24 protein-coding genes are annotated in these 26,973 nt (G+C 73.5%); 13 read left to right on the top strand and 11 right to left on the bottom strand.

Annotated features, from left to right (window positions below; translation table 11 throughout):
* Position 1: 1 nt before the first annotated feature.
* The gene (locus tag H488_RS35255; RefSeq protein ID WP_017834980.1) at positions 2 to 952 is read right to left on the bottom strand and encodes a fumarylacetoacetate hydrolase family protein; all 951 of its coding nucleotides are present in this window, start codon (positions 950 to 952) and stop codon (positions 2 to 4) included.
* A gap of 3 nt (positions 953 to 955) precedes the next feature.
* A complete protein-coding gene (locus H488_RS35250; protein ID WP_031283831.1) occupies positions 956 to 1,975 on the bottom strand; it encodes a VOC family protein in 1,020 nt (339 codons plus the stop codon).
* 264 nt (positions 1,976 to 2,239) lie between these two features.
* On the opposite strand from H488_RS35250, the gene H488_RS35245 reads away from it, so the two are divergent.
* Complete coding sequence (locus H488_RS35245) at positions 2,240 to 3,049, top strand: SDR family NAD(P)-dependent oxidoreductase (RefSeq protein WP_017834978.1); 810 nt, start codon at positions 2,240 to 2,242, stop codon at positions 3,047 to 3,049.
* Positions 3,050 to 3,106: 57 nt separating this feature from the next.
* Here the strand turns inward: H488_RS35245 and H488_RS35240 are convergent, their stop codons facing one another.
* The 5 genes from H488_RS35240 to H488_RS35220 are packed head-to-tail and all read right to left on the bottom strand — an operon-like array spanning position 3,107 to position 8,289.
* On the bottom strand, positions 3,107 to 4,057 hold the full coding sequence (locus H488_RS35240) for a LysR family transcriptional regulator (RefSeq protein ID WP_017834977.1): 951 nt from the start codon (positions 4,055 to 4,057) through the stop codon (positions 3,107 to 3,109).
* A 28-nt stretch (positions 4,058 to 4,085) separates the two neighbouring features.
* The gene (locus tag H488_RS35235; protein WP_017834976.1) at positions 4,086 to 5,099 is read right to left on the bottom strand and encodes a fumarylacetoacetate hydrolase family protein; all 1,014 of its coding nucleotides are present in this window, start codon (positions 5,097 to 5,099) and stop codon (positions 4,086 to 4,088) included.
* Between the two features lie 10 nt (positions 5,100 to 5,109).
* Positions 5,110 to 6,156, bottom strand: coding sequence for an amidohydrolase family protein (locus tag H488_RS35230; RefSeq protein ID WP_017834975.1), 1,047 nt, complete (start codon positions 6,154 to 6,156; stop codon positions 5,110 to 5,112).
* Complete coding sequence (locus H488_RS35225) at positions 6,153 to 7,277, bottom strand: FAD-dependent monooxygenase (RefSeq protein WP_017834974.1); 1,125 nt, start codon at positions 7,275 to 7,277, stop codon at positions 6,153 to 6,155. Before H488_RS35225 ends, H488_RS35230 begins: the two co-directional genes overlap by 4 nt.
* Before the next feature lie 52 nt (positions 7,278 to 7,329).
* Positions 7,330 to 8,289, bottom strand: a complete 960-nt coding sequence (locus H488_RS35220; protein ID WP_190274533.1) for a cyclase family protein — start codon at positions 8,287 to 8,289, stop codon at positions 7,330 to 7,332.
* Between the two features lie 413 nt (positions 8,290 to 8,702).
* On the opposite strand from H488_RS35220, the gene H488_RS35215 reads away from it, so the two are divergent.
* Positions 8,703 to 9,908 carry an MFS transporter gene (locus H488_RS35215; RefSeq protein ID WP_017834972.1) on the top strand — a complete coding sequence of 402 codons (1,206 nt, stop codon included), beginning with the start codon at positions 8,703 to 8,705 and terminating at the stop codon, positions 9,906 to 9,908.
* Positions 9,909 to 10,062: 154 nt separating this feature from the next.
* On the opposite strand, the gene H488_RS35210 is transcribed toward H488_RS35215, so the two are convergent.
* A complete protein-coding gene (locus H488_RS35210; RefSeq protein ID WP_031283825.1) occupies positions 10,063 to 12,837 on the bottom strand; it encodes a cation-translocating P-type ATPase in 2,775 nt (924 codons plus the stop codon).
* 238 nt (positions 12,838 to 13,075) lie between these two features.
* Here H488_RS35210 and H488_RS35205 point away from each other — a divergent pair, with 238 nt between their 5' ends.
* Positions 13,076 to 14,338 (top strand): AI-2E family transporter, encoded by a 1,263-nt coding sequence (locus H488_RS35205; RefSeq protein WP_441295107.1) that lies wholly within the window; start codon positions 13,076 to 13,078, stop codon positions 14,336 to 14,338.
* Positions 14,339 to 14,372: 34 nt separating this feature from the next.
* Here H488_RS35205 and H488_RS35200 read toward each other — a convergent pair whose 3' ends face one another.
* Positions 14,373 to 15,218, bottom strand: coding sequence for a GmrSD restriction endonuclease domain-containing protein (locus H488_RS35200; RefSeq protein ID WP_017834969.1), 846 nt, complete (start codon positions 15,216 to 15,218; stop codon positions 14,373 to 14,375).
* Positions 15,219 to 15,310: 92 nt separating this feature from the next.
* On the opposite strand from H488_RS35200, the gene H488_RS35195 reads away from it, so the two are divergent.
* Positions 15,311 to 16,012 carry a Pr6Pr family membrane protein gene (locus tag H488_RS35195; protein ID WP_017834968.1) on the top strand — a complete coding sequence of 234 codons (702 nt, stop codon included), beginning with the start codon at positions 15,311 to 15,313 and terminating at the stop codon, positions 16,010 to 16,012.
* 85 nt (positions 16,013 to 16,097) lie between these two features.
* Here H488_RS35195 and H488_RS35190 read toward each other — a convergent pair whose 3' ends face one another.
* Positions 16,098 to 18,359 (bottom strand): esterase-like activity of phytase family protein, encoded by a 2,262-nt coding sequence (locus H488_RS35190; protein ID WP_031283824.1) that lies wholly within the window; start codon positions 18,357 to 18,359, stop codon positions 16,098 to 16,100.
* Between the two features lie 158 nt (positions 18,360 to 18,517).
* Entirely contained in the window at positions 18,518 to 19,549 is a 1,032-nt protein-coding gene (locus H488_RS35185; protein ID WP_081994238.1) for a hypothetical protein, read from the bottom strand.
* 163 nt (positions 19,550 to 19,712) lie between these two features.
* Between H488_RS35185 and H488_RS35180 the strand changes: the two genes are divergently transcribed.
* The 9 genes from H488_RS35180 to H488_RS35140 all read left to right on the top strand — a co-directional run bounded on the left by H488_RS35180 (position 19,713) and on the right by H488_RS35140 (position 26,869).
* A complete protein-coding gene (locus H488_RS35180; protein WP_017834967.1) occupies positions 19,713 to 20,408 on the top strand; it encodes a dienelactone hydrolase family protein in 696 nt (231 codons plus the stop codon).
* A 215-nt stretch (positions 20,409 to 20,623) separates the two neighbouring features.
* The gene (locus H488_RS35175) at positions 20,624 to 21,184 is read left to right on the top strand and encodes a TasA family protein (protein WP_017834966.1); all 561 of its coding nucleotides are present in this window, start codon (positions 20,624 to 20,626) and stop codon (positions 21,182 to 21,184) included.
* An 88-nt stretch (positions 21,185 to 21,272) separates the two neighbouring features.
* A complete protein-coding gene (locus tag H488_RS35170) occupies positions 21,273 to 21,905 on the top strand; it encodes a signal peptidase I (RefSeq protein ID WP_237740480.1) in 633 nt (210 codons plus the stop codon).
* Positions 21,906 to 22,077: 172 nt separating this feature from the next.
* Positions 22,078 to 23,583, top strand: coding sequence for an Ig-like domain-containing protein (locus H488_RS35165; protein ID WP_017834964.1), 1,506 nt, complete (start codon positions 22,078 to 22,080; stop codon positions 23,581 to 23,583).
* Positions 23,583 to 23,963: a hypothetical protein gene (locus tag H488_RS35160; protein WP_017834963.1), complete on the top strand. Its 381-nt coding sequence runs from the start codon at positions 23,583 to 23,585 to the stop codon at positions 23,961 to 23,963. Before H488_RS35165 ends, H488_RS35160 begins: the two co-directional genes overlap by 1 nt.
* A 19-nt stretch (positions 23,964 to 23,982) precedes the next feature.
* The gene (locus H488_RS35155; protein ID WP_017834962.1) at positions 23,983 to 24,684 is read left to right on the top strand and encodes a response regulator transcription factor; all 702 of its coding nucleotides are present in this window, start codon (positions 23,983 to 23,985) and stop codon (positions 24,682 to 24,684) included.
* Positions 24,677 to 25,915, top strand: coding sequence for a sensor histidine kinase (locus tag H488_RS35150; RefSeq protein WP_017834961.1), 1,239 nt, complete (start codon positions 24,677 to 24,679; stop codon positions 25,913 to 25,915). Before H488_RS35155 ends, H488_RS35150 begins: the two co-directional genes overlap by 8 nt.
* A gap of 100 nt (positions 25,916 to 26,015) precedes the next feature.
* Positions 26,016 to 26,204 (top strand): hypothetical protein, encoded by a 189-nt coding sequence (locus H488_RS35145; protein WP_017834960.1) that lies wholly within the window; start codon positions 26,016 to 26,018, stop codon positions 26,202 to 26,204.
* Positions 26,205 to 26,251: 47 nt separating this feature from the next.
* Positions 26,252 to 26,869 carry a maleylpyruvate isomerase family mycothiol-dependent enzyme gene (locus tag H488_RS35140; RefSeq protein WP_017834959.1) on the top strand — a complete coding sequence of 206 codons (618 nt, stop codon included), beginning with the start codon at positions 26,252 to 26,254 and terminating at the stop codon, positions 26,867 to 26,869.
* Positions 26,870 to 26,973: the final 104 nt, after the last annotated feature.

Below are 26,973 nucleotides of genomic sequence, written 5' to 3'. Positions count from 1 at the left end.
GTCACGCGGCCCCGGCGACGCAGTGCACCGTCTGGGTGCCCAGCCCCGTGACGGTGGCCTCCATGACGTCGCCGGCGCGCAGCAGGCGTCCCCAGTGCATGCCGTTGCCGGCCGGGCTGCCGGTGAGCAGAAGATCGCCGGGCAGCAGCGGCATGGTCCGCGAGGCCGCGCTGATCAGCCGGGCGACGTCGAAGATCATGTCCGCCGTCGACTCGTCCTGCATGACCTGCCCGTTGAGCCGCAGGGTGACCCGCAGATCCTGCGGGTCCCCGACGAACTCCGCCGGCACGACGACCGGACCGGCGGGCAGGAAGCCGGGAGCGTTCTTGGAGCGGTACCAGTCCGTCCCGATCTCCGGCATGTCCTTGCGGAAGACGAGGTCCCTCGTGGTGATGTCGTTGACCACCGTGTAGCCGAAGACGTGCTCCAGCGCCTCCTCGGGGGACACCGCCTGCGCGCGCCGGCCGATGACGACCGCCAGCTCCAGCTCCCAGTCGTGCTTGTCGCTGTAGCCGGGCAGCACCAGGTCCTCGGTGGCCGAGGCCAACGCGGTGGGCATGCCGACGAAGAAGTACGGGGTCCCCTCGGCGGCGCGGCGGTCCATCATCGCGGCCGTCTCCGCCCGGGCCTGTTCCTCGCTGCGCGGGTCGTCCGGCTCCCGGTGGGCCAGGACGAGGTCGATGACGTGGGTGCGGTAGTTCGCCCCGGCCTGGACGATCTGGCGCGGTTCCACCGGCGGCAGCAGGGTCAGTTCCGCGGTGTCGGACCACGGGCCGCTCCCGTCGGCGGCCAGCGCCTCGACGGCCGGCCGCCGCTCGGCCCAGTGCTCGATCAGACCGTTGACGTCCGGGGCGAGGTCCGCCGGGAGGAACCGGACCCGGTCCCCGTCCACCAGGGCGGTGGCCGGGAGCCCGGTGTCCGGGTGCAGGAAGCGTGCGATGCCGTAGCTCACGGGTCAGCCTCGTCCCTGCACGGCGTAGGGGTTGAGCAGCTCGGCCTTCATCTCCTCGGAGGCGCCCTCCTCCGTGGCGGTGAAGCCCTCGGCGTGCGGGAAGGACTCGGTCATCGAGTGCGGCATGGCCCCGTTGCGGTAGAAGTTGTTGGAGCCCTCCGAGGGCTTCCAGGTGTTGGGCGACCAGTCCGGGACGTAGTTGCGGTAGCCCCCGGAGTTCAGCTCCACCCGCAGGTCGGAGGGCTCGCGGAAGTACAGGAAGTTCTGCTCGCCGATGCCGTGGATGGAGGGACCGTACTCCATCGGGGTGCCGTGCTCCATCAGGACGTCGGCAGTGCGCAGGAGGTCCTCGTGGGTGTCCACCCAGAACGCGATGTGGTTGACCCGCCCGGCCCGCTCGGAGGTGTCCAGCACCACGCCGAGGTCGTGGGACTTCTCGTTGGTGGTCAGCACCGAGAACACGGTGATCGGGGCCTCGTCCAGATCGGTGAACGCCATGGTCCGGAAGCCCAGGGTCTCGGAGTACCAGGCCGCGAAACCGCGCACGTCCGAGGTCGCCACGGTGACGTGGTCCAGGAACCGGGGGGCGGCCGCGTGCAGGCTGCGCTTCTCCGGGCGGTCCGGGTAGATCGAGGCGAGCTCCGCCGGCGCCGCGTACTTCTCGACGTCCCAGACCAGGCGCATGGGGTGACCGTAGGGGCCGGTGAACTCGTAGGCCCGGCCGTATCCGTAGCCGCCCTCGGACCAGGTGCCGGTCACGCCGGCGGCCTCCACGCGGGCGGCGGCGGCCTCCAGGGCCTCGGGGGAGGTGGTGCGCCAGGCCATCCGGGCCAGGGACGGTTCCGCGCCGGGGACGACGACGAGGCTGTAGGTGTCGTAGTCCCCCCAGCAGCGCAGGTGGACGCTGCCGCCGGCGCGGTGCACCTCGCGCATGCCGAACTTCTGCACGTAGAAGGCCGCAGAGGCCTCGACGTCGGGGCTGGTGATCTCCAGGTGGCTCAGGTGAGCCAGCAGCTTCTCCACGACGGGGAACCTTTCGTTCGAGAGGGCGGGACCGGACGCGGTCCCGAGCACCATCCTGGAAGCGGATCCCCGGTGGGGGAATCGGCGCCTGCGCATAGGAAGTATCAGCGCGGCGAATGCCCGGGTGATGCGGGCGGCCTCTGACCTGCGGAGAGATCTGCGCCGTCGATACCAGGCATCCGTGCGGTGCAGACTCCTCCCGCGGGGGGCGGCCCCAGGATGGGAGGAGCGGCACGACGTGCCCGCACAAGCTGAGGAGCACACATGAACGGGAGGGCCTCCACCCGCGGCGCGGTCGGCCGGGGCGCCGATCTGACCGGGCGGGTCGTCGTGGTGACGGGTGCCGGCGGTGGCCAGGGGCTGGCCGAGAGCCGCCTGCTGGTCGCCGCGGGCGCGGTTGTGCTGGCGGCCGACCTGACCCCGGAGCCCTCTCCTGGTCTGCAGCAGGTGATCGCGGAGCACGGATCCGCCCTGTCCTACATCCGTCTGGACGTCACCGCGCCCGGGGACTGGGCGGTCCTGGCCCGGGGTGCGGAACGGGAGTTCGGGCGGATCGACGGTCTGGTCAACAACGCCGGCGTCACCCGCAGACCACGGCTGCTCGAGGCCACGCCGTGGGACGTCGCCGCGGTCGCCGACGTCAACGTCTCCGGACCCCTGCTGGGCATCCAGGCCTGCGTGCCGCTGATGCGCCCGGGCTCCTCGATCGTCAACGTCGGCTCCGTCGCGGCCCTGACCGGCCACTACCCGGTGGCCTACACCGCCAGCAAGTGGGCCCTGCGCGGGCTGTCCGCCACCGCAGCCACGGAGCTGGGACCCCTCGGGATCCGGGTCAACACGGTCCACCCCGGGTTCATCGACACTCCCATGACCGCCGGAGCGCATCCGGCGTTCCGGCGGGCCACGGTGGCCGAGACACCGCTGGGACGCACCGGCAGCCCGGAGGAGGTGGCCGCCGTGGTGGCCTTCCTGCTCAGCCCGTCGGCCTCCTTCGTCACCGGGGCGGAGATCCCGGTCGACGGTGGCCAGAGCTGCCACGGCGGGGCCAAGTCGATCTCCGACGCACTGCGCTGAGCCGGAGCCCCGCCCCGGGCACGCAGCCCCGGGGACGCAGCTCCGGGGACGCTCGGCTCAGGAGGCCGTCACGGGCACGGGGTGGGCGGTGAACGCCCCGGGCTCCAGTTCCTGTGCGGCGCGGCGCACCAGCGAGCGCAGCCACAAGTTCGCCGGGTCCGAGGTCTGCAGGGGGTGCCAGTACATGGCCTCGACCAGTGGGACCTCCAGCTCCTCGGCGAACTCCACCACGGCGATGCGCTGGGACCGGGCGGCCCGGGCCGCCAGCATGCGCGGCACCAGGGCCACCAGGTCGGTGCCCTCGACCACGGTGGGCAGGGCCTGCAGACCGGCCACGCGGGCCGCGATCACCGGGGAGGCGCCCATCCGCTGGAAGAACTGCATCGGGGGCGTGACGATGCTGCCGCCGAACTCGCCCACCGCCTGCGGCGCGGTGGCGATGTCGTGCACCGTCAGTCCGTCCCGGGCGAGCAGCGGGTGCTCGGCGTCCATCACCAGGACGAACTCGTCCCGGAACAGCTGCCGGGAGGTGCCTGCCAGGTCGAAGCCCATGGGGCCGACCAGCAGGTCGATGTTGCTGAAGGACTCCAGTCCGGGCTTGATCCTGGCGCGGGAGGTGGGCACGAAGTCCACGGTGATGCGGGGCGCCTCCGCGGCGATGAGGGCCCGCAGGTGCCGGATCAGCACCCCGGTGACGTAGTCGGAGGCGGCGAGCACGAACGTGCGGTCGCTGACGGCCGGGTCGAAGTCCGAGCGCAGCTGCAGGGCGTCCTGGACGTCGGCCAGCGCTTGGTCGACCCGGGGGGCCAGGGCCTGGGCGAACGGCGTGAGCTCGTAGCCGCGCCCGGCCCGGACCAGCAGCTCGTCGTTGAAGTGGCGGCGCAGCCGGGAGAGCGCGGCGCTCATGGCCGGCTGGCTCAGGTGCATCCGCTCGGCGGCCCGGGAGACGTTGCGCAGCTCCAGCAGCGCCTGCAGCGAGGGCAGGAGGTTGAGGTCGACGTCCTTCATGCCCCGATTCTGCCCTGCTCCACCGGTCTCACCGGTCCACCAGGGCAGGGCCCGGAGGCGCTCCCGCGCGGGACCGGCCGCGGCGCCGGGCGCGGGCCGCAGGCACGCCGTCGCGGCGGCGCCCGATCGTGTTCTCGATCTCCCCGATGCCCTCCACGACCAGGCGCACCCGGTCGCCCTCGCGCAGCGGCGGAGGCACCAGCTCGCCGTTCCGGCCCCACAGCTCGGCCAGGCACCCGCGCCCGGAGGTGCCCGAGCCCAGCACGTCCCCGGGCACCACGAGGGAGTCCTGGGAGGCGTAGGCCACCAGCTCCGCGAAGGGCCAGCCCATGTGCGCCAGCGAGTCCGTGCCCAGCGGCTCACCGTTGACGTACGCGGTCATCGCCAGGTCCAGGAACCCCTCGGCGTCGTGACGGTGCTCGAGCTCGTCGGCGGTGACGATCCACGGGCCCAGGGTGGAGGCGAAGTCCTTGCCCTTGCACGGGCCCAGCCGCACCTTCATCTCCCGGGCCTGGACGTCGCGGGCCGACCAGTCGTTGAGGACCGTGTACCCGAAGATCATCCGGTGCGCGTCGGCGGGCTCGAGGTCCGTGCCGGTGAGCCCGTCCACGGCACCGAGGACGACAGCGACCTCGGTCTCCAGGTCCATCCGGGAGCAGCCGGCCGGCACGGGGATCGTCTCCCCGGCGGCCCGGACGGTGTGCGGGTTGGTGAAGTAGAAGGTGGGCGCCTCGTACCACTCGTCGACCACGCCCCCGGCGCCGTCGATGCTGGCGGTGACCCCCTCGACGTGCTCCTCGAAGCTGACGAAGTCACGCACCGTCCGGGGGGCCAGCGGCGCCAGCAGCCGCACCTCGCCCAGGGGCGGGGCGTCCCCGGGTGCGTCGGCGACGGTGCGGGCGGCCAGCTCCAGGGTGGCCTCCAGCCCTGCGTCGAACAGGTCCTGCGGGGTGGTGTCAGCGGGCAGGGCCAAGCAATGGTCCTCGTGGACGAAGCCGGTGCGGACGGTGCCGGCGTGGGCCCAGTGGGCGATCGTGACCATGGGGTTCCTCTCAGGCGGGCAGGACGGTGGGGTGCAGGCCGAGGGCGGCGGCGTTGCCGGTCAGGATCAGCCGTTCGGCCTCCGGGTCCAGGCCCGCGGTGCGCAGGTCCTCGACCGGGGTGTCGGTGCCCATGTCGAAGGGGAAGTCCGAGCCCAGCAGGACCCGCTGCGCGCCGGCGACCCGGACGAGCTCGGCCAGCTGGCCGGGGTCGTGGGTGAGGGAGTCGAAGTAGATCTGCCGCAGGTAGGACGAGGGCGGACGGGCGCAACGCCGCGCCTCGGGCCGGACCCGCCAGGCCCGGTCCGAGCGGCCGATGGCCGTGGGCAGGTAGCCGCCGCCGTGGGCGGCGAGCACGACCAGGTCCGGGTGGCGGTCCAGGACACCGGAGAAGACGAGGTGGGACAGCGCCACGGCGTTCTCAGCCGGCTGGGAGACCGTGTTGGCCAGGTAGAACCGGTCCAGCCGCTCGTCGAGGGAGCAGCCGAAGGGGTGCAGGAAGACCAGGGCGCCCAGCCGCTCGGCCGCCGCCCAGAAGGGCTCCAGAGCGGGGTCCGAGAGCTCCACGGTCCCGGCCTGCCCGCCGTCGGGGGCGGCGCCGTAGGAGCCGATCTCCACCCCGCGCAGCCCGCACCCGGTCACGGCGTGCTCCAGGGCCTCGACCATGTGCGCGGGGTGCTGCAGGGGTGCCAGGCCCAGTCCTTTCAGCCGCTCCGGGGCCTGCGCCACGAGGTCGCGGACCGCCTCGTTGGCGCGGCGGGCGACGTCGAGGGCGTGCTCCGCCCCGAGGTGCGGGTAGTAGTGGGACGGGGACGGGGAGACGAGCTGGACGTCGACCCCGGCCCGATCCATGGCCGTCAGACGGGCGTCCAGGTCGGTGAGCAGGGGCCACCGCTCCCGGATCATCGGTCCCGAGACCGCCATCGACTCCGGCCCGTTGCGGCGGACCTCGAGCTCCTGGGCGGCGGTGGAGCCGGCCGGGTCCAGGGCGGCGGCCCGCTGCTGGAGTTCGGGCAGCAGCACGTGGGCGTGCACGTCCACCACGGGTGCCGCGCTCACACCGGCACCTTCACGGTGTCGGACACGAGCTGCATGAGCCCGGGGACGTCCCCGTCCCGCTTGCCGTCGAGTATCCACTGGCCGAGCTGGACCGAGGCGTCCACCACGGTGCGGGCCCGGGGGAGGCGGCGCTGCCAGTACCGGGTCAGCACGGCATCCTCGAAGGCCTCGGCGCGGACGAGCTCGTCGGCGAGCACCGCGGCGTCCTCCACGGCCATGGCCGCGCCCTGGGCGATCGTGGGCGGGCAGCTGTGGGCGGCGTCGCCGAGCAGGACCACCCGTCCCCGGTGCCAGGGCCCCTCGACCAGGTGGGTGGTGAAGTGGGTGTAGTTGACGTTGGCGGTCCCGTCCAGGCTCTGCCGGATCTGCCGCCACGGCCCGCCGTAGCCGGCGGCGAGCTCGCCCATGACAGCCGGGCCGTCGGCGCCGTGGCGCTCCTGGGCGTCCTCCACGAGGTACGCGTACATGGTGTCGGGCCCGGTCGGGCAGTAGCCGGCGATGTAGGCCCGCCCCCCGTAGTACAGGTCGGTACGGATGACCTCGGCCGGGCGCGGCACGAAGGCCCGCCAGATGCCCATGCCGGTCCGGCGCGGCCGGTCCTGGATGCCGATCGCGCTCCGCACCGCGGAGTTGAGCCCGTCGGCGCCCACCAGCAGGTCGTAGCGCAGCTCCTCGCCGGAGGTGGTGCTCACGTGCACGGCGTCCTCGGTCTGCTCGAGCCCGGAGACGACGGTGCCGTAGCGGATCTCCGCGCCGGCCTTCGCGGCGCGGTCGCGCACGACGGCGGCCAGCTCGGCCCGCGGCATCCCGAGGGTCGCCGGCAGGTCCTCCCCGCCAACGCGCACGTCGTCGAGCACGGCGATCACCGTGGCCTCGGGATCCGGGGCGCGCAGCCCCAGGGTGTCGAAGGGGAAGCCCTTCTCCTGCAGCTGCGGCCAGATCCCGAGGCCGCGCAGCACGCGCAGGGCGTTGCCCTGCAGGGTGATCCCGGAGCCGAGCACGGAGGGCCCCGCGGCCTTCTCCAGGACCTCGACGTCGAGGCCGGCGTCGGCGAGCAGGGCCGCGAGGGTCAGTCCTCCGATCCCGGAGCCGACGATGCCGACCTTCTGGACTGCGGACATGGTGGTGGTCCTTCCTGGAGGGACGGTGGCCGTCGCCGGTCACCGCACGGTGCTACTTGAGGGCGATGGGATTGAGCGGGGAGCCGACCGCTCCGGTGATCGGCAGCGGCGGCGCGGACAGCAGGAACTCGTACCGGCCCTCGGCCGCGCAGTCCGCGGCGAGCTCGTCGAGGTTCCACATCTCGCCGATGAACAGGCCCATGTGGGGGATCACGATCTGGTGCAGCGGCTGGAACGCGTCGTCGAACTCGTTGGGACGCACCTCGAAGCCCCAGGTGTCGGTGGCCACCGCGGCGACCTCACGCTCGTGCAGCCAGGGCGCGGCATCGAAGGACAGCCCCGGGGCCGGTCCGCCGGCGTAGGCGCCCCAGCCGTCGCGGCGGGTGCGGGCGTACTGGCCGGTGCGGATCAGCAGGATGTCGCCGCGTCCCACGGCCGCGGAGGCCCCCTGGGACTCGATCGTGGCCTGAAGGTGCTCGGGCGTGATCGCGAACCCGTCCGGCAGCTCCGGGTGCTCCAGGCCCAGTTCCTCCGCCAGCGCCCGGCCGACGTCGAGCAGCACGCCGCGGCTGACCACATGCGCGGCCGCGGTCTCGATGCCGGTGACCTGGTCGCCGTCCGAGGTCACCACGGAGCCGGCGCGGCGGCCGTTCCAGGCGCGGCCGCGGTCGAAGATGTGACCCAGCCCGTCCCACTGGGTGGAGCACTGCAGCGGCATCGCGATCACGTCGTCCGCCCCGCCGAAGCCGTGCGGGAAGCCCTGGTCCCCGAACTCCGCCTCCGTGCCGGTGTCGGTCATGGTGTGCACCGGGTTGGTGCGGCGCCGCCACCCGTTCTGCGGGCCGTTCGTGTCGAAGGCCTGGGCCAGCGAGAAGGTCCGGCCGGTGCGCACCAGACCGGCGGCCTCGACGCGCTTGGCGTCGTCGACGAAGTTCAGGGTGCCCAGCACGTCGTCCTCGCCCCACCGCCCCCAGTTGCTGCACCGGGCGGCCATGGCCTCGATGCTGCCCATCGCATCGCTGCGCTCCACGTGGTCTCCTCGCTCGTCCGTCGGTGCAGGTCCGCTCCTCGGTCGCTCGTCCGAGGACGTGCCACCGGGCAAGCCCCCTGTGATGCCTGTCACCCACTCTGCCCAGGAAAAGCGGGGGGCAGAAGTCACACGTCCGGATGCCACCTATCAGCCGCGTGGATAGCGGCCGGTGCGGGGGTGGAGTCGCCGCCCGTCCGTTCCCGGCGACTCCACCCCTGTGCACGGGAGCGCCCTGACGAGGGGGCATTCGCCGCGGGCATACCTGGTATCCGGACGGCGTGCTTCCCCGCGGCGGCGACCCCCGTGACAGTGAGGTGCATCACCTCCTGCCGCGGCGGGGCCTCCGCTCCTCCCACCCGCTCATCTCACCCGCTCATCTCACAAGGGGAAGTTCCATGGACAGCGTCTCGATCGAACCCACGGCGCCGCCGGCGCCGGACACCGCCGGGCGGGCAGGCCGTCTCCCGGTGGTCCTGCTGCTGGCCGGCAGCTGCATGCCCGTTCTCGGCGCGGTGCTGCTGGCACCCGTCCTGCCCTCGATGACCCAGGCGTTCGCCGGCACGCCCGGCGTGGAGATCCTCGTGCCGGTGGTCCTCACGGTGCCCGCCCTGATGATCGCCCTGTTCGCCCCCATCGCCGGGGCCGTGGCCGACCGGGTGGGCCGCAAAACCCTGCTGCTGATCGCGATGGTGCTGTACTCCGTCTTCGGCACCATGCCGCTGTGGCTGGACTCGCTGACGGCGATCGTGGCCTCGCGGGTCGGCGTGGGCATCGCCGAGGCGGCGATCATGACCGTGTGCACCACGCTGATCACCGACTACTACACCGGCAAGCAGCGCGACAAGTACCTGGGCATGCAGGTGCTCGTGGCCTCCCTGGCCGCCACGGCGTTCTTCGCCCTGGGCGGGGCACTGGGCGCCCAGGGCTGGCGGGTGCCGTTCTGGCTCTACGCCTCCGCGGCACTGATCGCGATCCCCATGGCCCTCGTGCTCTGGGAGCCGGTCCGGAGCACGCGACAGGCGGAGTCCACGCCCGTGCCCTGGCGCCAGGTCGCGGTGCCCTCGCTGGTCACCCTCTTCGGCGGCGTCGTCTTCTACGCCCTGATCGTGCAGCTGCCCTACGTCCTCACCGATCTCGGGGTCACGGACGTGGCCGTCATCGGCGCCGGCACCGCCGTCGCGTCCCTGGCCACCGCCACCGGCGCGTTCGGCTTCCGCTTCGTCTCCGGGGCCGGCCCGGCCCGGCTGCTGCCGGTGGCGTTCGGGCTGGCCGCGGTCGGTCTGGGCGTGCTCTGGTTCGCGTCCTCGGTGCCGGTCGCGCTGGCCGGCGCGGTGGTCACCAGCGCCGGCACCGGCCTGCTCCTGCCCACCCTGCTGACCTGGGCGGTGTCGGGCCTGCGGATCGAGCAGCGGGGGCGCGGCACCGGGATCTGGACCGGTTCGCTCTACATCGGCCAGTTCGCCTCGCCGATCGTCCTGGGCGTCGCCGCGGCCGCCCTCGGCGGCCTCCCGGTGGCGCTGGGCGTGCTCGGGATCCTGGCGGCAGTGGCGGCGGTGGCCGCCGCCGTGGGGCGTCCGCAGCGGGCGGTGGCGGCGGACTGACCCGTCCGGCGCAGGGCTGACGCGGGCGGGGCCGGTGCCGGGGAGCACGGGCCCCGCCCGTTCCACGGGCCGGAGGTCCCACCGTCGAGGTGCGGGCACCACGGATCGACCGTCCGTCCCGGTCACACTCTCCCGGGCCGGCAGCTCGGCGGGGTCACACTGCGGCGGATCGCCCTGTTGCGTGGCGCGCGCCGGAGGACGGTGGGCTGCGGAACCGACGGTGTGCCCGTCCGGTGAGCTTGCGCACCTCCTCGACCCACAGCACGAGCGAGCCGACGGCCACGGCGGTGAGCCACTGGGCGGAGTCCAGGCCGGTGGTGTCGAACAGCCCCTGCAGCACCGGGGCGTGCACCACCGCGACCTGCAGCACCACGACGGCGGTCAGTGCCACCCAGATGGTGCGGTTGGTGAAGGTCTGCGCGGAGAACACCGAGCGGATCTCGGAGCGGACGTTGAACAGGTTGAAGACCTGGAAGAACACGAACGTCGTGAACCCCAGACTCGTGATCCCGGTCGTCGAGATGCCGGGGAACCACTCGCCGGCCAGCAGCAGCACGGTCAGGGTGCCGGTGGTCATCACCGCGGCGGCGAGCAGGATGCGCACCACGCGGGGCCGGGTCAGCAGCGGCTCCTGGGCGGGGCGGGGGGCGCGATGCATGACGTCGGGCTCGGTGCGTTCGACCCCCAGGGCCAGGGCTGGGGGTCCGTCCATGATGATGTTCACCCACAGGATCTGCAGGGCGGTGAACGGGGCGCCGCCGGCGATGCCCAGGACTCCGCAGATCAGGAACAGCAGCACGAAGCCCCAGGAGGTGGAGAGCTGGAAGCACACGAACTTGAGGACGTTGTCGTAGATCCCGCGTCCTTCCCGGACGGCGGCCACGATGGTGGCGAAGTTGTCGTCGGAGAGGACCATCCGGGCCGCGCCCTTGGACACGTCGGTGCCGGTGATGCCCATGGCCACCCCGATGTCGGCCTGCTTCAGGGCTGGGGCGTCATTGACCCCGTCACCGGTCATCGCGACCACCTGACCGCGCGACTGCAGCGCACGGACGAAGCGGATCTTGTGCTCGGGGGCCACCCGGGCCAGCACCCCGTAGCCGGGGGCACGATCCGCCAGCTCGGTCTCGTCCATCCCGTCGAGGGCCGCACCCGAGGCGGCCTCGCCGGGGATCCGGAGGGAGGCCGCGATGGCTGTGGCGGTGCGCAGGTGGTCGCCGGTGATCATGTGCACGGCGATGCCGGCGGCGTGGGCCACGGCGATGGCCTCGGCGGCTTCCTTGCGAGGAGGGTCCACGATGCCCACGAGGCAGTAGAGGGTCAGGTCCGTGACGAGGTCCTGCATCCGGACACCGTCGGCGGGGAGGGAACTGGTGCCGGGTGCGTCGTCGTCGAGGCGGCGCCCGGCGATCATCAGGGTGCGCAGTCCTTCTCCGGCCAGGTCCTCGACCTGAGCCAGAATGCGGGCTCGGTCCCGGTCGCTCAGGGGGCGGGGGCCTGCAGCGGTGAGGAGGGAGCCCGCCCGCTCCAGCAGCACCCCCGGGGCGCCCTTGGCGAAGATGCGGTAGTCGGCGTCCTGGACGTCGCCGATCCGGAAGCTCTGCTCGTGGAAGGTGGCCTGGAACTTGTACTCGGAGTCGAAGGGCACCTCGGCCAGACGAGGATGATTCTGGCGTGCCCCGTCGACGTCGAGGCCGCCCTTCTCGGCCAGCACCACCAGCGCGCCGTCGGTGGGGTCCCCGACCAGGGTCCCGTCGCGGACGGTGGCGTCGTTGCACAGGGCCATCGCCAGGTAGGCGTCCGGATAGCTCCCGGCCGTGGTGTCGTCGGGGCTGAGGATCCGCCCCTCGGTGGAGTAGCCCTCACCCGTGATCCGGAAGGTGCGGCCGTCGACGAGCAGCCGCCGCGCGGTCATCTCGTTGAGGGTCAGGGTGCCGGTCTTGTCCGTGGCGATGTGCGTGGTCGAGCCGAGGGTCTCCACCGCGGAGAGCTGCTTGATGATCGCGCCCCGCTTCGCCAGGCGGTTGGCGCCCATCGCCAGGGTGAACGCCACGACGGCGGTGAGGCCTTCGGGGATCGTGGCCACGGCCAGGGACACCGCGATGAGCAGCAGCTCGGTCCAGGACTGTCCGCGCACCAGCCCGAGCACGAAGACGATGCCGACGACCACGAACGCGATGATCGTCAGCAACCCGGCCAGGCGGTCGATCCGGCGCTGCAGCGGAGTGAGGCCTTCCTGGGCGGTCCCGAGGAGGCCGGCGATCGCGCCCATCTGCGTGTCCATGCCGGTGGCGGTGACCACCATGACGCCGCGACCGCGGGTGATCGCCGTGTTCATGAAGACCATGTTGGACCGGTCGCCCAGGGGCGCGTCCGGGTCGGTGAGCGGGGCCGGGTCCTTGTCCACCGGCTGGGCCTCCCCGGTCAAGGACGCCTCGGCGGCCTGCAGCCGGGCGGACTCCAGGAGTCGGCCGTCGGCCGGCACCGAGTCCCCGGCCTCCAGCAGCACGATGTCCCCCGGCACCAGCTCCGCCCGGTCCACCTGGGCCTCGCGCCCGTCGCGGCGCACCCGGGAAGTGCTCACCGACATCTTCCGCAGCGCCGCCAGCGAGCTCTCGGCCCGGGCCTCCTGCACATAGTTGAGCACCGTGTTGAACACCACGACGACCAGGATCACCACCGGGGTCTCCCACTGCCGGGAGACCACCGCGGAGACGACCGCCGCGATGACCAGCACGATCGTCATCCGATCCGAGAGCAGAGCGAGAACCTTGCGCCAGGCCGGCGCCCGGCTCGCCCCGGCCAGGACGTTGGGGCCCTCCCGCTCCGCCCGCACTGCGACCTGCTCGCCCGAGAGCCCCACGGCCGGGTCCACCTCGAGCGCTTCCGCCACGGCGGCAGGACTGCGGGTGCACCAGGAGGAAGTCATGGAAACCTCATTCGCTCGACGAGGCACCCAGGCTATCGCCGAGACCGGCGGCCCTTCTCCGCCGGTCCTCGGTCCTCGGCGCGCGGGCGCAGGGCGTTGCTGTGCGGGCACCGAGTCGGCGGGGCGGCGCGGTGACCTGTGCGGGGGCGGTGGCTGCATCGGGGCACCCGGGTCTCGAACGGTCCGTGGTCCTGGTATCCACGGCTCGGTGGGCGCATTCTGAACCCAGGTCAGCAGCATGACCGGAGGGAGACCGATACCGATGACGCGTCCACGGCACTCCAACGCCTCGCGCACCCGTGACCTGTGGGCGGATCCGCTGGGGAGGGCGACCACCCGGGCCCTGCAGGGGCTGGTGCTGCTGAGCGCGGGGGCGGTGGTGGTCTACGGGCTGATCCAGCTCAAGCTGCTGGTGATCCCGCTGCTGGTCGCACTGATCCTGGCCGCTGCGCTGCACCCGGTCGTGGCCCTCTTGCACCGGCGGGGCGTGCCCGGGGCGCTGGCGACCTGGATCGTGTTCCTGGCGGCGATCGTGCTCCTGGGCGGGGTGGTCACCGGCATGGTCTTCGCGGTGCGCAACGAATGGAACGAACTGGTGGCCTCCGCGGTGGGCGGGCTGGAACGGCTGCGGGAGTTCATCGTGGCCGGGCCGGTGCCTGTCGGCCAGCAGGCCCTGGACGAGGCCATCACCGCGGTCGTGGACTTCATGGCCAGCCCCCAGTTCGGCGCCGGGGCGCTGCTGGGCATCTCCGCGGCCACCCAGGTGGTCACCGGGACGGTGCTGGTGGCCGTCATCCTCTACTTCTTCCTCCAGGACGGGTCCAGGATCTGGGCGTTCTTCCTGCGTCGTTTCCACGGCGAGACCCTGGAGAAGCTCCTCACCTCGGGCAGCACGACCCTGCACGTGCTGGGGGGCTATGTGCGCGGCACCGCGGTGGTGGCGCTGCTGGAGGCGGTGGTCATCGGGGCCACCCTGCTGGTGCTGGGGGTGCCCCTGGCCCTGCCCCTGTCGGTGCTGATCTTCCTGGGCGGCTTCATCCCCATCGTGGGGGCCGCCCTGATCGGGGGTGTCGCGGCTCTGGTGGCCCTGGTCGCCAACGGCCCCGTGGTGGCGCTGGTCGTCGTGGCGGTGGTGGTGGCCATCAACCAGCTCGACGGCCGGGTGCTCCAGCCGATGGTGCTGGGCCGGGCCCTGAGCCTGCACCCGCTGGTGGTGCTGCTCGCCCTGGCCGCCGGCGGGATCCTCTCCGGCNGGGTGCTCCAGCCGATGGTGCTGGGCCGGGCCCTGAGCCTGCACCCGCTGGTGGTGCTGCTCGCCCTGGCCGCCGGCGGGATCCTCTCCGGCATCGCCGGGGCCGTGCTGGCCGTGCCGCTGACCGCGGTGGGCTGGGCCCTGATCCAGATCTGGTTCCCCGACCCCCGCGCCCCGGAAGCGCCCGCCCGACCAGCCTCGCTCCCCGGGGCTGTGCCGCCGGACCCGCCCGCACCCACCGGCGCTTGAAGAGCGCCGCCGCGCCGCATCTCGGTTCCCGCCGTCACTCGCAGGCCAGGCCCTCGGCCCCGCCCCGGTCCAGCTCCGGCCGGTAGCCGGGCTGGTCCGAGCGCAGGGGCGCCGCACCCGCGGCGCGGACCGCGGCGCAGTCGGCGTAGTAAACCTCCTCCGCCGGTGACGGTCCCGCGGCGGCGTTCCCGGCGGGCGGGACGTCGGTGGGCAGGTCCTGGTCCGGGCACCCGGCCAGCACGTCCGCCATGGCGTCCCGTTCGGGGGTCGTCACGAACAGCTCGTAGCGGGTCTTGACCGCGATCTGGGTGGCCACGTACACGCACCGGAACGACTCGTTCGGCGGCAGCCACTCGGCGGCGTCGGAGGCGGACTTCTCCCCGTTGGTCGGCCCGTCCACGGCCCGCAGGTTGAGCGGGTCGTTGGCCAGGGCCGTGCGCTCCTCCTGGGTGAGCCGATCGGCCCCGGAGATCCACGCGTTCTTCAGCGCCACCACGTGGTCGATCTGCACGTCGGCGGAGGTCAGCGGTCCGCGGACGAACTCGATCGTCCGCCCGGTGTAGGGGTCCTCGAGGGTCCCGGAGAGGACCCTGCACCCGTCGTCGTGGAGGACGTCACCGGTCAGGTCCCGGGCCAGGACGTCGTTGCGGGCGTCGCAGCCGTTGCCATCGGGATCGGCCCAGTCCCCGAACTGGGCGAGCCGGTCGTAGTCCTCTCCGCCGCCGGCGTTCTCGACGGGCAGTGCCGCGAGCGCCCGTGCGGCGGGGGAGGTGGCCTCCACGGCCTGCGGTGTGCAGCCGGTCAGGACGCCCAGGGCGACCGCGAGCGGGACGAGCGCCGTCTGCCGGGCACGGGGCTGCGGTGGCTCGAACCTGCGCACGGTGTTCCCTCCGCTCCGGCCGGTGGTGTCGGGACCCCTATTCTCGCAGGTCAGCCGTTCGGGGTAGATTGCGGCACCGGAGGAAGGCAGACATGAGACGGTGCTTCGCCGCGGCCCGCGTGCTGATGGGCCTGGCCCTGGTCGTGGCCGTGGCCGGGCGGCTGCAGGCGTACCTGCGGTTCTGGATCGAGCGCGGGGACCGGGCCATCGCGGTCGACGTCGCCAACTTCTTCAGCTACTTCACCATCCAGACGTCGCTGTTCCACGCCGTGGTGTTCGGGTTCGGCGCGTGGTCGCTGCTCGCCCGGCGGGGCGCCGACCCGCCGTGGTTCGGGGCCCTGCGCGCCGCGGCCACGACGTACACCGTCACCACCGGGGTGGTCTACAACGCGCTGCTGCGCGCTCTGCCGCAGGAGGCGGCCCTGGAGCAGCCGTGGGCCAACGAGGTGCTGCACACGATCGTCCCGGTCTACGCGCTGCTGGACTGGCTGCTCGCCCCGGGGCGGAGCCCGGTCCGGTGGCGGACGGTCGGCGGGATCGTGGTCTATCCGGTGCTGTGGGCCGTCTACACCCTGGTGCGGGCGCCGTTCGTGCTGGACGAGGGCACCGGCAACCCGTGGTGGTACCCCTATCCGTTCCTGGACCCGCACGAGGCGGCCGGCGGCTACGGGTCCGTGGCGGTGTGGATCGCGGTGCTCGCGGTGGCGATTACGGCGACGGCCTCGGTCCTCGTCGGGTTCTCCCGGCTTCGCACCAGGGCTCCCGCCGACGACGGGGCCGAGCGCCGCCGGTGACGGGCCGGGCCGCGCAGGGGCCGCCCGGTGCGGCCCGGGCGGCCCCTGGAACGCCGGCGTCAGGACAGGGCGCCGGAACGGGTCGTCAGGACAGGTCCTCGAGGGCCGCCGCCGCGTGGTCCGGGTGGTCGGAGAAGAGTCCGTCCATGCCGGCCTCCACGAAGGCCCTGATCTCCCCCGCCAGGTCGCCGTGCGCCCGCGGATCGGCGCCGGCGCGGTGCTCGGCGGGGAGGAAGAAGTTCTCCGCCCGGAAGGTCCAGCCGTGGACCTCGAGACCCGCGGCGTGGGCGTCGGCGATCACGGCCGTCGGCTCGCCGAGGGTGTCGTCAGTCTCCCGCGGGATCATGACGTCCTTGCAGGCGCCGAGGATGTCGGCGTAGGACGCGATCTCCGCCAGACCCTCCGCCGTCGTGAGGTCCGCGTAGCCGCGCGGATCGCCGGCGGTAGCGAGGTCGAACGGCGCGCCCGAGCAGTCGACCAGCTGGGCGAGGCGCACGTCGGTCATCCCGTCGAGCTCGCGCAGGTTGGCGGTCTCGAAGCTCTGGAGGACCACCGGGTCCGCCTCGTCGCCGTAGCCGTTGGCCTCGAGCACCTCGACCGTCCTCTCCTCCAGGGACAGGCCGATCGAGTCGAAGTACGTGGGGTGCTTGAGCTCGGGCGCGATCCCCACCGGCTCGCCGTCGCAGGTGCGCGAGCGGCGGGCGAGGTCCACGACCTCCTCGAAGGTCGGGACCGGGTACAGGCCGTCGAAGGCGGTGCCGCCCGGGCGCAGCTCCGGGATGCGCTCCTCCGCGCGCAGGGTGCGCAGCTCGGCCAGCGTGAAGTCCTCGGTGAACCAGCCGGTGACCTCGGCGCCGTCGACCACCTTGGTGGTGCGCCGCTCGGCGAACTCCGGGCGGTCCTCGACGTCCGTGGTGCCGCCGATCTCGTTCTCGTGCCGCGCCACGAGCTCGCCGTCCTTCGTGGGGACGAGGTCGGGTTCGACGACGTCGGCGCACTGGGTGATGGCGAGCTGGTAGGAGGCCAGCGTGTGCTCGGGGCGGTAGCCGGAGGCGCCGCGGTGACCGATCACCCCGGGGCCCGTCCCGGCCGCGGGCTCGAGGCGCTCGCGGTCCAGCACGAAGAGCTCGGTGTCGTCCGGGGTGCCCGGGACGCGGGCGTCGTTGCCCGGGTAGTTGTTGTCGTTGCCGACCAGCAGGCGGCCGTCCCGCAGCTGCAGGACCACCTCGACCGACTGCTGGGGGAAGGAGAACTGCTCGCCCACGCCGTAGGCGCCGGGGGAGGTCCCGGTGCCGATGCCGGCCGGGTTGTCGATGGCGAGCAGGTCGGCCACCAGCTCCTTCTCGAGGTGACCCGAGTCGTCCGTGCGGCGAAGGTCGACGGCGTAGACGCGCTTGGTGACCGCCGCGGGGCCGTCGAGGTCGTCGCGCTCGAGGACCAGGAGCCGGTTCTGACCCGTCAGGAACGCGTCGCCCACGAGGTTGGCGTCGGTGTCCGTCTCGTAGTCCCACGTGCGGCCGGTGTACTCCCGCGTCCTCGTGTCGAACTCCAGGACCAGCCGGCGGCGCGGATCGTCGTCGTCGGCGAGGGCGCCCTCCAGGATCGGGTAGAGGTAGCGGCCGTTCCGCGAGCCCGCCATGGCCTCGAAGCCCTTGCTGGCGCCGACGGCGGGCCGCTCCCCGTCCTCGAGGTAGGGGCTCTGCGGCGACTCGAGCGTGCCCGTCCCGCCGTCGCGGACGTCGGCCAGCGGCACGGGCTCCTCGAGCACCACGCCCTCGGCGTCCACGTGCAGCAGGAAGGGCCCGAACTCCTCGCCGATCCAGAAGGTGCCGTCCGGCTGGCGGACCACGGACTCGACGTCGAAGTCGTTGCCGGTCAGCAGCCGCTCCTCGGTGTCCTCGTGCACCACGGGGAAGGGGATCCGGTGGTGCGGGTCCCGCAGCGACACGTGGTCCTGGACCTCGATCTCGCCGCTCCCGCCCTCGGCGGTCTCCCACTGCGGGGCGATGCGGTAGAGCCGCAGCAGGAAGTCGGCGGAGTTCTCCTGGTTGCCGAATCCGTTGTCCGGCATGGCCCAGAACGTGCCGTCGCCGTTGTCGACCATGGCGGAGAAACCCGGGATCACCTGGCCGCCGAAGGGGCCGGTGCGGCCGTTCGCCGGCGTGGCCGCCGCCCCGGAGGGAGGGCCCTCGGCGAGGTGGTCGGCGGAGAGGGTGGCGCGCTGCTCGAGCACGGGCGCGCCGGCGGGCCCGCGGCCCGGATCGCCGCTGTGGGCGAGCGCCCCCGGCGTGGAGGTGAGGAGGACGGCCGCGGCCAGTGCGGCGGCTGCTGCTGGGACTCTGCGCATGCGCCGAGCGTAGGACCGGGGCGTGGCCGGACGGTGGCGTCCGGGGAACATGTCGGCGAACGACGCCGCGCCGGTCGTTCACCCACCGGGCGTCCGCCCACCGTGCTCCGACCTGCGGCTCCGCTCCGGATCCGGGCGGTATGCCGGCGCGGTCCGGGTCAGAGCCGCGGCACGCACGGCGCGGCGCCCAGCTTCGCCAGGCCGGCCCGGTCCCCGGCCGAGAGCACCGTGGCCCCGCCCGCCGGGTGCATCATCTGGGTGGGGTCGTCGACGTGGGCGAGCCCCACCACGTGCGCCAGCTCGTGGATGATGGTCGCGCGGACGTGGGCCGCCCCGTCCGGGTGCTCCAGCACCGGCGCCAGACCGGGGGCGTCGAGGGCGACCTGACCGGTGACGTAGGCGAACGGCCCTCCGGGCGCCTGCCGGGCCGTGCTGCCGCCGAGGCCCACCACGTTGCCGGCCAGCCCCGGCACCTCGGCCTCGTCGGACCACGCGATGAGCACGGGCGCCCACTGCCGGCCGTACCGGTCCGGCTGATAGGGCGCGCGCTGCTCGGCGGGCGCCTCCGTCGTCGTCCCCACGGGGACGAACCGCAGACCGGTGGCCGCGGAGATCTCGGCGACCGCCTCCTCGACGAGCTGCCGGCCGCCCGGCGGGGCGCCGTCCGGGCGCACGACGTAGTGCACCGGACGGCACGGGTCGTAGGCGACCATCGGCTGGGCGGGGTCCGGGGAGTCCATGAAGCGGTGGCCGCCGACGTCCTCGACCGCCGGGGGCGCCCCCAGCGGCGCCGGTGCGGCCCCGACCCCGGGCGGGGGCGCCGACGCGTTCGGCAGGTAGGGGCGGATGACCGGCAGCGCGTAGTCCTGGAAGAGCCCGGGCGTGAACCAGAGCATCAGCAGCACCACGACGCCCACGGCCGGGGTCCCCCGCCACGCCGGGCTGCGCCTGCGCGGCGCCCTCGCCCAGCGGCGGGCGGATGCCCTGGCCGCCCGGGCGGCGCGCCGGTCCCGGCGCCGGCGCGCGCCCGGGCCCAGCAAGGCCTCGCGCTGCTGCTCCAGCGCCTCCTCGAGCACCCACTGCGGCGTCCGTCCGCTCGGGGACCGCGGGAGGCGCGCGGCGGCGGCGTGCTCGTCGCGGGTCCGGGGCGACGCTCCCCGCTGCGGCGTGGCGCCACCGGGCTGGTGCATGGTTCCTGGCTTCTGTGCTGGATCAGGCCGTCACGCGGCCCACACTGAAGTGTACGAAAGCAAACACGGCGGGGGATCCCGCACCGGCCCGTGACGGGCAATCGCCTGTCCACACTCCTGCCTACACTGGCCCGACGCAGCCCCGACCCGAAGGAGCACCGCAGTGGAGACCACCCCGCACCAGAACGTCACCTTCCCCTCGGCCGGGGGCCGGGCCCACGGCTACCTGGCGCTGCCGGCCGCCGGCCGCGGCCCCGGCGTGCTCGTGATCCAGGAGTGGTGGGGGCTCACCGACCACATCCGGGACGTCGCGGACCGGCTCGCCGCCGAGGGCTTCGTGGCCCTGGCCCCCGACCTCTACGGCGGGTCCATCACCCACGACGGCGAGGAGGCCGCCGAGATGATGTCCCGACTGCCCGAGGAGGAGGGCGTGCGGCTGCTCGCCGGCTCCGTCGACTTCCTGCTCGGCCACGAGGCCGTCACCAGCTCCACGGCGGGGGCGATCGGCTTCTGCATGGGCGGCGGGTTCGTCCTGGCACTCGCCGCCGACCAGGGCGGGCGGATCGGCGCCGCGGTGCCGTTCTACGGCGTCGGCCAGGGCGTGCCGGACGCCTGCCACGGGGTGCGCGCGGCGGTGCAGGGCCACTACGGCCGCGAGGACTCGTCCTACCCGGTCGAGAAGGCGCAGGCCCTCGAGGAGCAGCTCCGCCGCGAGTCCTCCGCACCCGTGGTCGAGTTCCACTACTACGACGCCCCGCACGCCTTCCACAACGACCGGAACCGGACGAACCACCGCCCCGACGCCGCGGCCGCGGCCTGGGAGCGCGCGGTCGCCTTCCTGCGCGAGCACGTCCGGTAGTCGACGACGACGGTTGTCCCCGGAGCTGCCCGCCCAAGGGGACGTTCTGCGCCCCTGTGTGTTACCCGGCTGTAGAAAATGGACGTGCCAGGTGCCGGACGTGGTGGAACTGGGGCTTTGCGGAGGCAAATACGTGGCCGGGCGGTGGAACGGCGCTCCGTAGTTTTGGAGTCAACAACCCACCGCAGCGCACCACCGAACGAAGGGCTCCTCCCATGACCGCCACCGCCGTCGCCGCCGTCTCCCGCCCCCGCCGCTACCGCGTCCTCGTCCCCCTCGCCGGCCTCGCCGCCGCCGCCGCGCTCGCCGTGGGCTCCGGGGCGGACTTCACCTCCAACTCGGTGAACTCGTCCAACGCCTTCAGCACCGGCTCGCTGACCCAGACGAACTCCAAGGCCAACAGTGCGGTGTTCGATCTCGACAACATGAAGCCCGGCGACACCCTCAACGGCTCGGTCACCATCAAGAACTCCGGCTCTCTCGGCGCCGGCTTCAAGCTCACGGAGACCGCGACCAACGGCTTCACCACGAAGTCCAACCTCCGGCTCACGATCACCGAGTCCGGCTCCACCGCGCCGGTGTGGACCGGTACCTTCGGCGAGCTCACCGCCGCCGGCCCGCTGGCGCTGGGCGACTGGGCTCCGGGTCAGGCGAAGACGTTCGTCTTCAGCGTCACCCTCGACTCGGAGGCCGACAACACCGAGCAGGGCAAGACCGCCACGGCCACCTACAGCTGGGATGCGGTGCAGGCCGCGGGCACCACCACCGACCAGTGACCCGTCCGGCGGGGCCGGCCCTGACGGGCGGGCCCCGCCGTCTTCGTTCGACACGACCGCGGGCGTGCGCCCGCAGCAGGAGGACACCGTGCGTGCTGTGCGGATCGCGGCCCGGACCGCCTCCCGGGTGCTGCTGAACCTGGCGGCACTCGTGGTGCTGGCCCTGGCCCTGGCCATGCTCGTGCCCGGTGCGCTGGGCTACGAGCGCTACGTCATCACCGGCGCGTCGATGTCCGGGACCTTCGAGAAGGGCACCTTGGCCATCGAGAGCGCGGTGCCGGTGGCGGACCTGGCCGTCGGCGACGTCATCACCTACCTGCCCCCGCCGGACTCCGGGCTCACCGAACTGGTCACCCACCGCATCCTCACCGTCGAGGAGTCCGAGAGCGGGCCAGTGTTCCGGACCCAGGGCGACGCCAACGCCGACGCCGACCCGTGGACCTTCCAGCTGCCCGGGCCCAACCAGGCCCGTCTGGACCACGCCGTCCCCCACCTCGGCTGGGTGTTCATCGCCCTGTCCGACCCGCAGGTCCGGCAGCTCGTCATCGGCGTGCCGGCCGGGCTCATCGCCCTCCGCTGCGCGATCGAGGTCGTGCAGGTCCTGCGCCGGCCCCGGCCCCGAACCGAGACCCTCCAGCTGTCTGCCGCCACGGCGCGGAAGCGCCTCGACGGCCCGCCGAGACGCCCTGTCCCGGGCCGGAGGACCGCCGCCGCGGTCTGACCCGCGGCGGCACGGCATGCCGTATGCCGTGCCGCGGAGGTGTTGCCGAACTGTGGAACTGCGAGCGGCCTCTGTTCCCCGGCTGTTGCCACCGGCTCTCTAGCGTGGGAACCGACCACCCGGTCCTCGCCCACACCGACCTCGACTCACGCCCCGGGAGCCACTGATCGCCATGAACGCACGAACCGCCGCGACCGCCGTTCTCGTCGTCCTGCTCGGTCTGCTCCTGGGCCTCAGCAGCACCGCCGAGTTCTCCTCCGCGTCCTTCACGAGCCGCTCGGCCAACCCGCAGGGCACCGTCCGGGCCGCCGCGGACTGGACCCCGCCCACCACGTCCCTCACCCCTCCGGGCGCAATCCTGGCGGGCTCGGTCGTCCTCACCGCGTCCGCCGCAGACGCCGAGACGGGGATCGACACCGTCGCGGTCCAGTACCGCTCGGCCTCCGGAGGCGAGTGGCGCACGGTGTGCACCACCGCCTCGGCCCCCTACCGCTGCACGTGGAGCACCCCCGGTGTCGTGGACGGCTCCTACGCGCTGCGCTCCGTGGCGACCGACCGGGCCGGGTACTCGGCGGTCTCCGCCGTGGCGACCACCGTGGTGGACAACACCGGGCCCGTCGTGACGATGATCGATCCCGGCACGCTCCTCGGCGGCACCCGGACCTTCGAGGCCACCGCGGCCGACCCCGGCACCGGTGTGCAGAAGGTGGTCCTCCAGTACGCCCCGAGCGGCTCGAGCACCTACCGGGACCTGTGCACCGCGACCGCCGCCCCCTACTCCTGCCGCTACGACACCCGGCAGCTGTCCGACGGCCGCTACGACCTCCGGGCGGTCGCGACCGACCGCGCCGGCAACGCCACCACCTCCGCGGTGGTCGCGAACCGGGAGGTCGAGAACCCGGTCAGCACCGTCACCCTGGCCGCCCCGAAGACCTACTTGTCCGGCGGCACCACGCTGAGCGCGACCGCTGCCTCCACCGCGGGGGTGCAGGCGGTCCGCTTCCAGTACGCCCCCGCCGGCACGACCACCTGGAGCACGGTGTGCACCGACACCACCGCGCCGTACAGCTGCGCCTGGACCACGACCGGTGTGGCAGACGGCGCCTACGACCTCCGCGCGGTCCTGGTGGACAGCAAGGGGCGGGAGACCGCCTCGGCGTCCGTTCCCGAACGGCACGTGCTCAACACCGTGGTCCGCGGCGTGGACGTCCAGGCCGCCAACGGGGGCAGGGCCGGCACGATGGACGCCGGGGACACGATCACCTACACCTACAGCCACCTCGTGGACCTGAACACGATCAGCACCGGGTGGGACGGCAGCGCACTGGCGACCGCGCTGAACATGCAGAGCGGCTGGTTCTCCGACAGCAGCATCACCGTGGCCGGCTCCGCCCGGACCGATTCCGTGGGCTCCGTGAACCTGGGCGCCGACTACCTCTCTGTCTCGACGAGCGCCCGGTTCGACGCCACCATGACGGCGGGGGCGGTCGTCGTCGACGGCCGTCCGCGCACGGTGATCACCGTGACACTGGGCCAGAGGACGGGCGGCGGCACGCCGAGCACGAACAGCACGCCGACGATGGCCTGGACGCCCAGCACCGCCGTCAAGGACCTCGCCGGCAAGGCCGTGTCGTCGGCAGCGGTCAACGAGACCGGCGCCGCGGACGGGGACTTCTGATGCGCCGTCCGCGCGCCCGCCGGGCCACCGCCGTGGCCGCGGTGCTGCTCGCCGCAGTCCTCGTCGTCCAGGCCGTGCTCATCCGGGACGAGGCCGCCTATCTGAGCGTGCTGCTCCTCGCCGGCGCCGCACTGGGCGTCGTGGGCGCCGTGCGCCTCCGGCTCCGCGGCTGCTTCGCGGCCCGCTTCACCCTGGTGCTCGTGGCGGCGCTCGTGCTCTTCGGGGAGGGCCTGCTGGCGGCGCTCGGCCTGCCCGGGCTCGGTCACGCGGGCGCACGGACCGGCCTCACGGTGACGGGAACAGCGGCGATGGCGGGCGCCGTCGTCGTCCTGGTGGGCCTGCGGCCGAAACATGACGCGGGACACCGGGCAGTCCCATGAGAATGGATATGCTTTTGCAATGGTCCCCAGCATCCTCCTGGTGGAGGACGACGACGGCATCGCCCTCCCCCTGACCCGCGCCCTCGAGCGGGAGCAGTACGCCGTGGAGCGGGTGAGCACCGGCCAGGCCGCCCTCGCGAGCGCCGCCACCGGGCGGTTCCCGCTGGTGGTCCTCGACCTCGGGCTGCCGGACGGGGACGGACTGGACGTGTGCCGGCAGGCCCGCGAGGACGGCTACACCGGGGCCGTGCTCATCCTCACCGCGCGCGGCTCGGAGATCGACCGGGTGGTCGGCCTCGACGTGGGCGCCGACGACTACATGGCCAAGCCCTTCAGCCTGGCCGAGCTGCTGGCCCGCGTCCGGGCGCTGCTGCGCCGGCAGATCGGCCCGTCCACCGCTCCCGTGCCGCAGCCGCAGACCGCCCCGGGGCTGCGGGTGGACCCGCGGTCCCGGCAGGCCTTCGTGGCGGACGCGGTCCTGCCGGTCACCGCCAAGGAGTTCGACGTGCTGGCCGAACTGGACGGTGTCCGCGGGGACGTGGTCACGCGGGAGCACCTCATGGACCGGGTGTGGGACGAGAACTGGTTCGGCTCCACCAAGACCCTCGACGTCACCGTGGCCAGGCTGCGGCACAAGCTGGCCGACTCCGGGGCGCCGGCCCAGATCGTCACCGTGCGCGGGATCGGCTTCCGGCTCGAGGACGGCCCGCCGGATGCGTGACCGGCTGGTCACGGCGCTCGTCGGTCTGGCGATCGCCGTGATCGTCCTGTACGGCGGCCCGCGGGCCTACATGGTGGCCGAGCAGGCGCAGACCACCGTGGTCCAGCAGACCGAGCGTTCCGCGGACCTGATCGCAGCCGTGCTCACGGAGCGCTCGCGCGGCGGTGGACCCGTCGACGAGGACCTTGACGCCCTCGTGCACGACGGAGAGGTCCTGGTCCACCGGGCTGCGGACGGCCGGGTGCTGGCGTCGGCGGGCGAGGCCGAGGGCCACGCCGCGGACGTGGTGGCGACCCGGCGGCTGCCGGACGGCAGCGCCCTGGAGCTGACCCGCTCCGGTGCGGCGGTGAGCGAGCGGATCACCGATGCCGTGATGCCGATCGTGCTCATCGGCCTGGGGGTCGTGGTCCTGGCCGTCCTCGCCGCGGTGGTGCTGGCCCGCGGGCTGGCGCGGCCCTTCCAGCAGCTGGCCGACGCCGCCCGCCGGCTGGGGGACGGGACCTTCAGCCTGCCGCCGATGGACTCCACGCTGCCCGAGGCCCGGGCCATCGGGGTGGCGCTGCAGACCAGCTCCCGGCAGCTCGAGGCCCTCCTGCACCGCGAGCGGCAGTTCGCGGCCAACGCCTCCCACCAGCTGCGGACCCCGCTCACCGCCCTGCGCCTGGAGCTCGAGGACCTCACCTACTGGCCCGAGACCGCCCCCGCGGTGTCCGAGCAGCTCGACCGGGCGCTGGGAGAGCTGGACCGGCTCAGCGGGACCGTGACCGAGCTGCTGGAGCACTCCCGCGGCCGCCGTCTGGAGCGACCGGTGCCCGTGGACCTGGCGCTGCTCACCGCCGAGACCGCCGAGCGCTGGGACCGGCAGGCCGGTGCGGCGGGCCGCACCGTCACGGCGATGGCACCGCGTCCCGCCCGCGTCCGCACGCATCCCGGGCTGCTGCAGCAGATCCTGGACGTGCTCATCCACAACGCCCTGCGGCACGGCCGCGGAGTCGTGCGCGTACGGGCCAGGGATGCCCGCACGCACTGGGCGATCACGGTCCAGGACGAGGGGGACCGACCCGCGGACCAGGGCATCTTCGACCGCCACGTCAGCACCGGGGAGGGGGGCGAGGGCATCGGACTGACGGTCGCCGCCGAGCTCGCCGAGTCCCTCGGCGGCAGCCTCACCCTCGAGTCCGCCCCGACCACCACGTTCCTGCTGCGGCTGCCGGCGGCACCGTCGACCTGAGCCGACGCCCAGGCACCGCCGGTCGCGGTGACAGCTCCGGCACAGCCTGCCGTGCCAGGCTCGGCCCCGGAGCACGCCCCAGACCACCCAGGGAGAACCGATGACGCAGACGACCACCCGGACCATGACGCGCACCGCGACCGCCGTGCTCACCGCGGCACTGGTCGCCCTGGCGGTGGTGCTGCAGCAGCCGGAGCCCCTCACCGCGGCACTGCTCGTCGTCGTCCTCGGCACCGGGTGGGACCTGCGCCTGACCCGCGAACTGGCCCGGGTGCGGGTCCGCCCCTGACCCCACCGCCCCGAGCACGCCGGGCGCCCGAGCACCGAGGAGTCCCCATGACCGAGATCTGGCCCGTGGTCCACGCCGAGCGCCGGGCGCTGATCCGGGATCTGGAGGACCTCCCGGCGCAGCGGTGGGCGACCCCCTCGCTGTGCCCCGGCTGGGACGTCCACGACGTCCTGGCCCACCTCGTCGACGACGCGCGGACCACGCGCCTGGGCTTCCTCCGCCGCCTCGCGGCCGCCCGCTTCGACTTCGACCGCTGCAACGCCTGCGGCGTCGCGCGGGAGCGTCGTGCCGACCCGCGGGACACCCTGGCCGCGTTCCGCGCAGTGAGCGGCCGCACCACGAGCGCGCCGGCGGCGCCGGCCACCCGGCTGGTGGAGGCGTTCGTGCACGGGGAGGACATCCGGCGCCCGCTCTCGCTCACCCGGGACCGTCCGGCCGGGCCGGTCGCCGAGGCCCTGCGCCACCAGCTGCGGACCAGCACGAAGCTCGGCGGCGGGAAGGAGCGGGCGGCGGGCCTGCGGCTCGTGGCCACCGACGCCGACCTCGACGCCGGGACCGGCCCGGAGGTGCGCGGCGGCGTCCTCGCGCTGCTGCTGGCGGTGTCCGGGCGCCCGGTCGGCCCGGAGGAGCTCACCGGCCCCGGAGCGGCGGCACTCGTCTCCTGAGTGCTCGCCGTTCCGGACGGGCCCCGATGCGGTCTTGTGACGGCCCCGCACTGTGATCCTTGACACCTCGCCCCGGATATCTCTAGTCTCCTAACACGTGTCAG

Origin of the sequence: Kocuria sp. UCD-OTCP, assembly GCF_000349605.1 — a bacterium.
GTDB lineage: Bacteria > Actinomycetota > Actinomycetes > Actinomycetales > Micrococcaceae > Kocuria > Kocuria rosea.
Note: the sequence above shows the minus strand (reverse complement) of the source record. Positions and strands in the feature narration are given on the sequence as shown.

What these genes read in the sequence shown, in the direction of transcription:
- H488_RS35165 (WP_017834964.1), top strand. Translation starts at nt 22,078, where the DNA reads ATGAACGCACGAACCGCCGCGACCGCCGTTCTCGTCGTCCTGCTCGGT.
- H488_RS35220 (WP_190274533.1), bottom strand. Translation starts at nt 8,289, where the DNA reads ATGGGCAGCATCGAGGCCATGGCCGCCCGGTGCAGCAACTGGGGGCGG.
- H488_RS35240 (WP_017834977.1), bottom strand. Translation starts at nt 4,057, where the DNA reads ATGAAGGACGTCGACCTCAACCTCCTGCCCTCGCTGCAGGCGCTGCTG.
- H488_RS35175 (WP_017834966.1), top strand. Translation starts at nt 20,624, where the DNA reads ATGACCGCCACCGCCGTCGCCGCCGTCTCCCGCCCCCGCCGCTACCGC.
- H488_RS35245 (WP_017834978.1), top strand. Translation starts at nt 2,240, where the DNA reads ATGAACGGGAGGGCCTCCACCCGCGGCGCGGTCGGCCGGGGCGCCGAT.
- H488_RS35195 (WP_017834968.1), top strand. Translation starts at nt 15,311, where the DNA reads ATGAGACGGTGCTTCGCCGCGGCCCGCGTGCTGATGGGCCTGGCCCTG.
- H488_RS35190 (WP_031283824.1), bottom strand. Translation starts at nt 18,359, where the DNA reads ATGCGCAGAGTCCCAGCAGCAGCCGCCGCACTGGCCGCGGCCGTCCTC.
- H488_RS35155 (WP_017834962.1), top strand. Translation starts at nt 23,983, where the DNA reads ATGGTCCCCAGCATCCTCCTGGTGGAGGACGACGACGGCATCGCCCTC.
- H488_RS35235 (WP_017834976.1), bottom strand. Translation starts at nt 5,099, where the DNA reads ATGGTCACGATCGCCCACTGGGCCCACGCCGGCACCGTCCGCACCGGC.
- H488_RS35145 (WP_017834960.1), top strand. Translation starts at nt 26,016, where the DNA reads ATGACGCAGACGACCACCCGGACCATGACGCGCACCGCGACCGCCGTG.
- H488_RS35150 (WP_017834961.1), top strand. Translation starts at nt 24,677, where the DNA reads ATGCGTGACCGGCTGGTCACGGCGCTCGTCGGTCTGGCGATCGCCGTG.
- H488_RS35225 (WP_017834974.1), bottom strand. Translation starts at nt 7,277, where the DNA reads ATGTCCGCAGTCCAGAAGGTCGGCATCGTCGGCTCCGGGATCGGAGGA.
- H488_RS35160 (WP_017834963.1), top strand. Translation starts at nt 23,583, where the DNA reads ATGCGCCGTCCGCGCGCCCGCCGGGCCACCGCCGTGGCCGCGGTGCTG.
- H488_RS35210 (WP_031283825.1), bottom strand. Translation starts at nt 12,837, where the DNA reads ATGACTTCCTCCTGGTGCACCCGCAGTCCTGCCGCCGTGGCGGAAGCG.
- H488_RS35140 (WP_017834959.1), top strand. Translation starts at nt 26,252, where the DNA reads ATGACCGAGATCTGGCCCGTGGTCCACGCCGAGCGCCGGGCGCTGATC.
- H488_RS35185 (WP_081994238.1), bottom strand. Translation starts at nt 19,549, where the DNA reads ATGCACCAGCCCGGTGGCGCCACGCCGCAGCGGGGAGCGTCGCCCCGG.
- H488_RS35215 (WP_017834972.1), top strand. Translation starts at nt 8,703, where the DNA reads ATGGACAGCGTCTCGATCGAACCCACGGCGCCGCCGGCGCCGGACACC.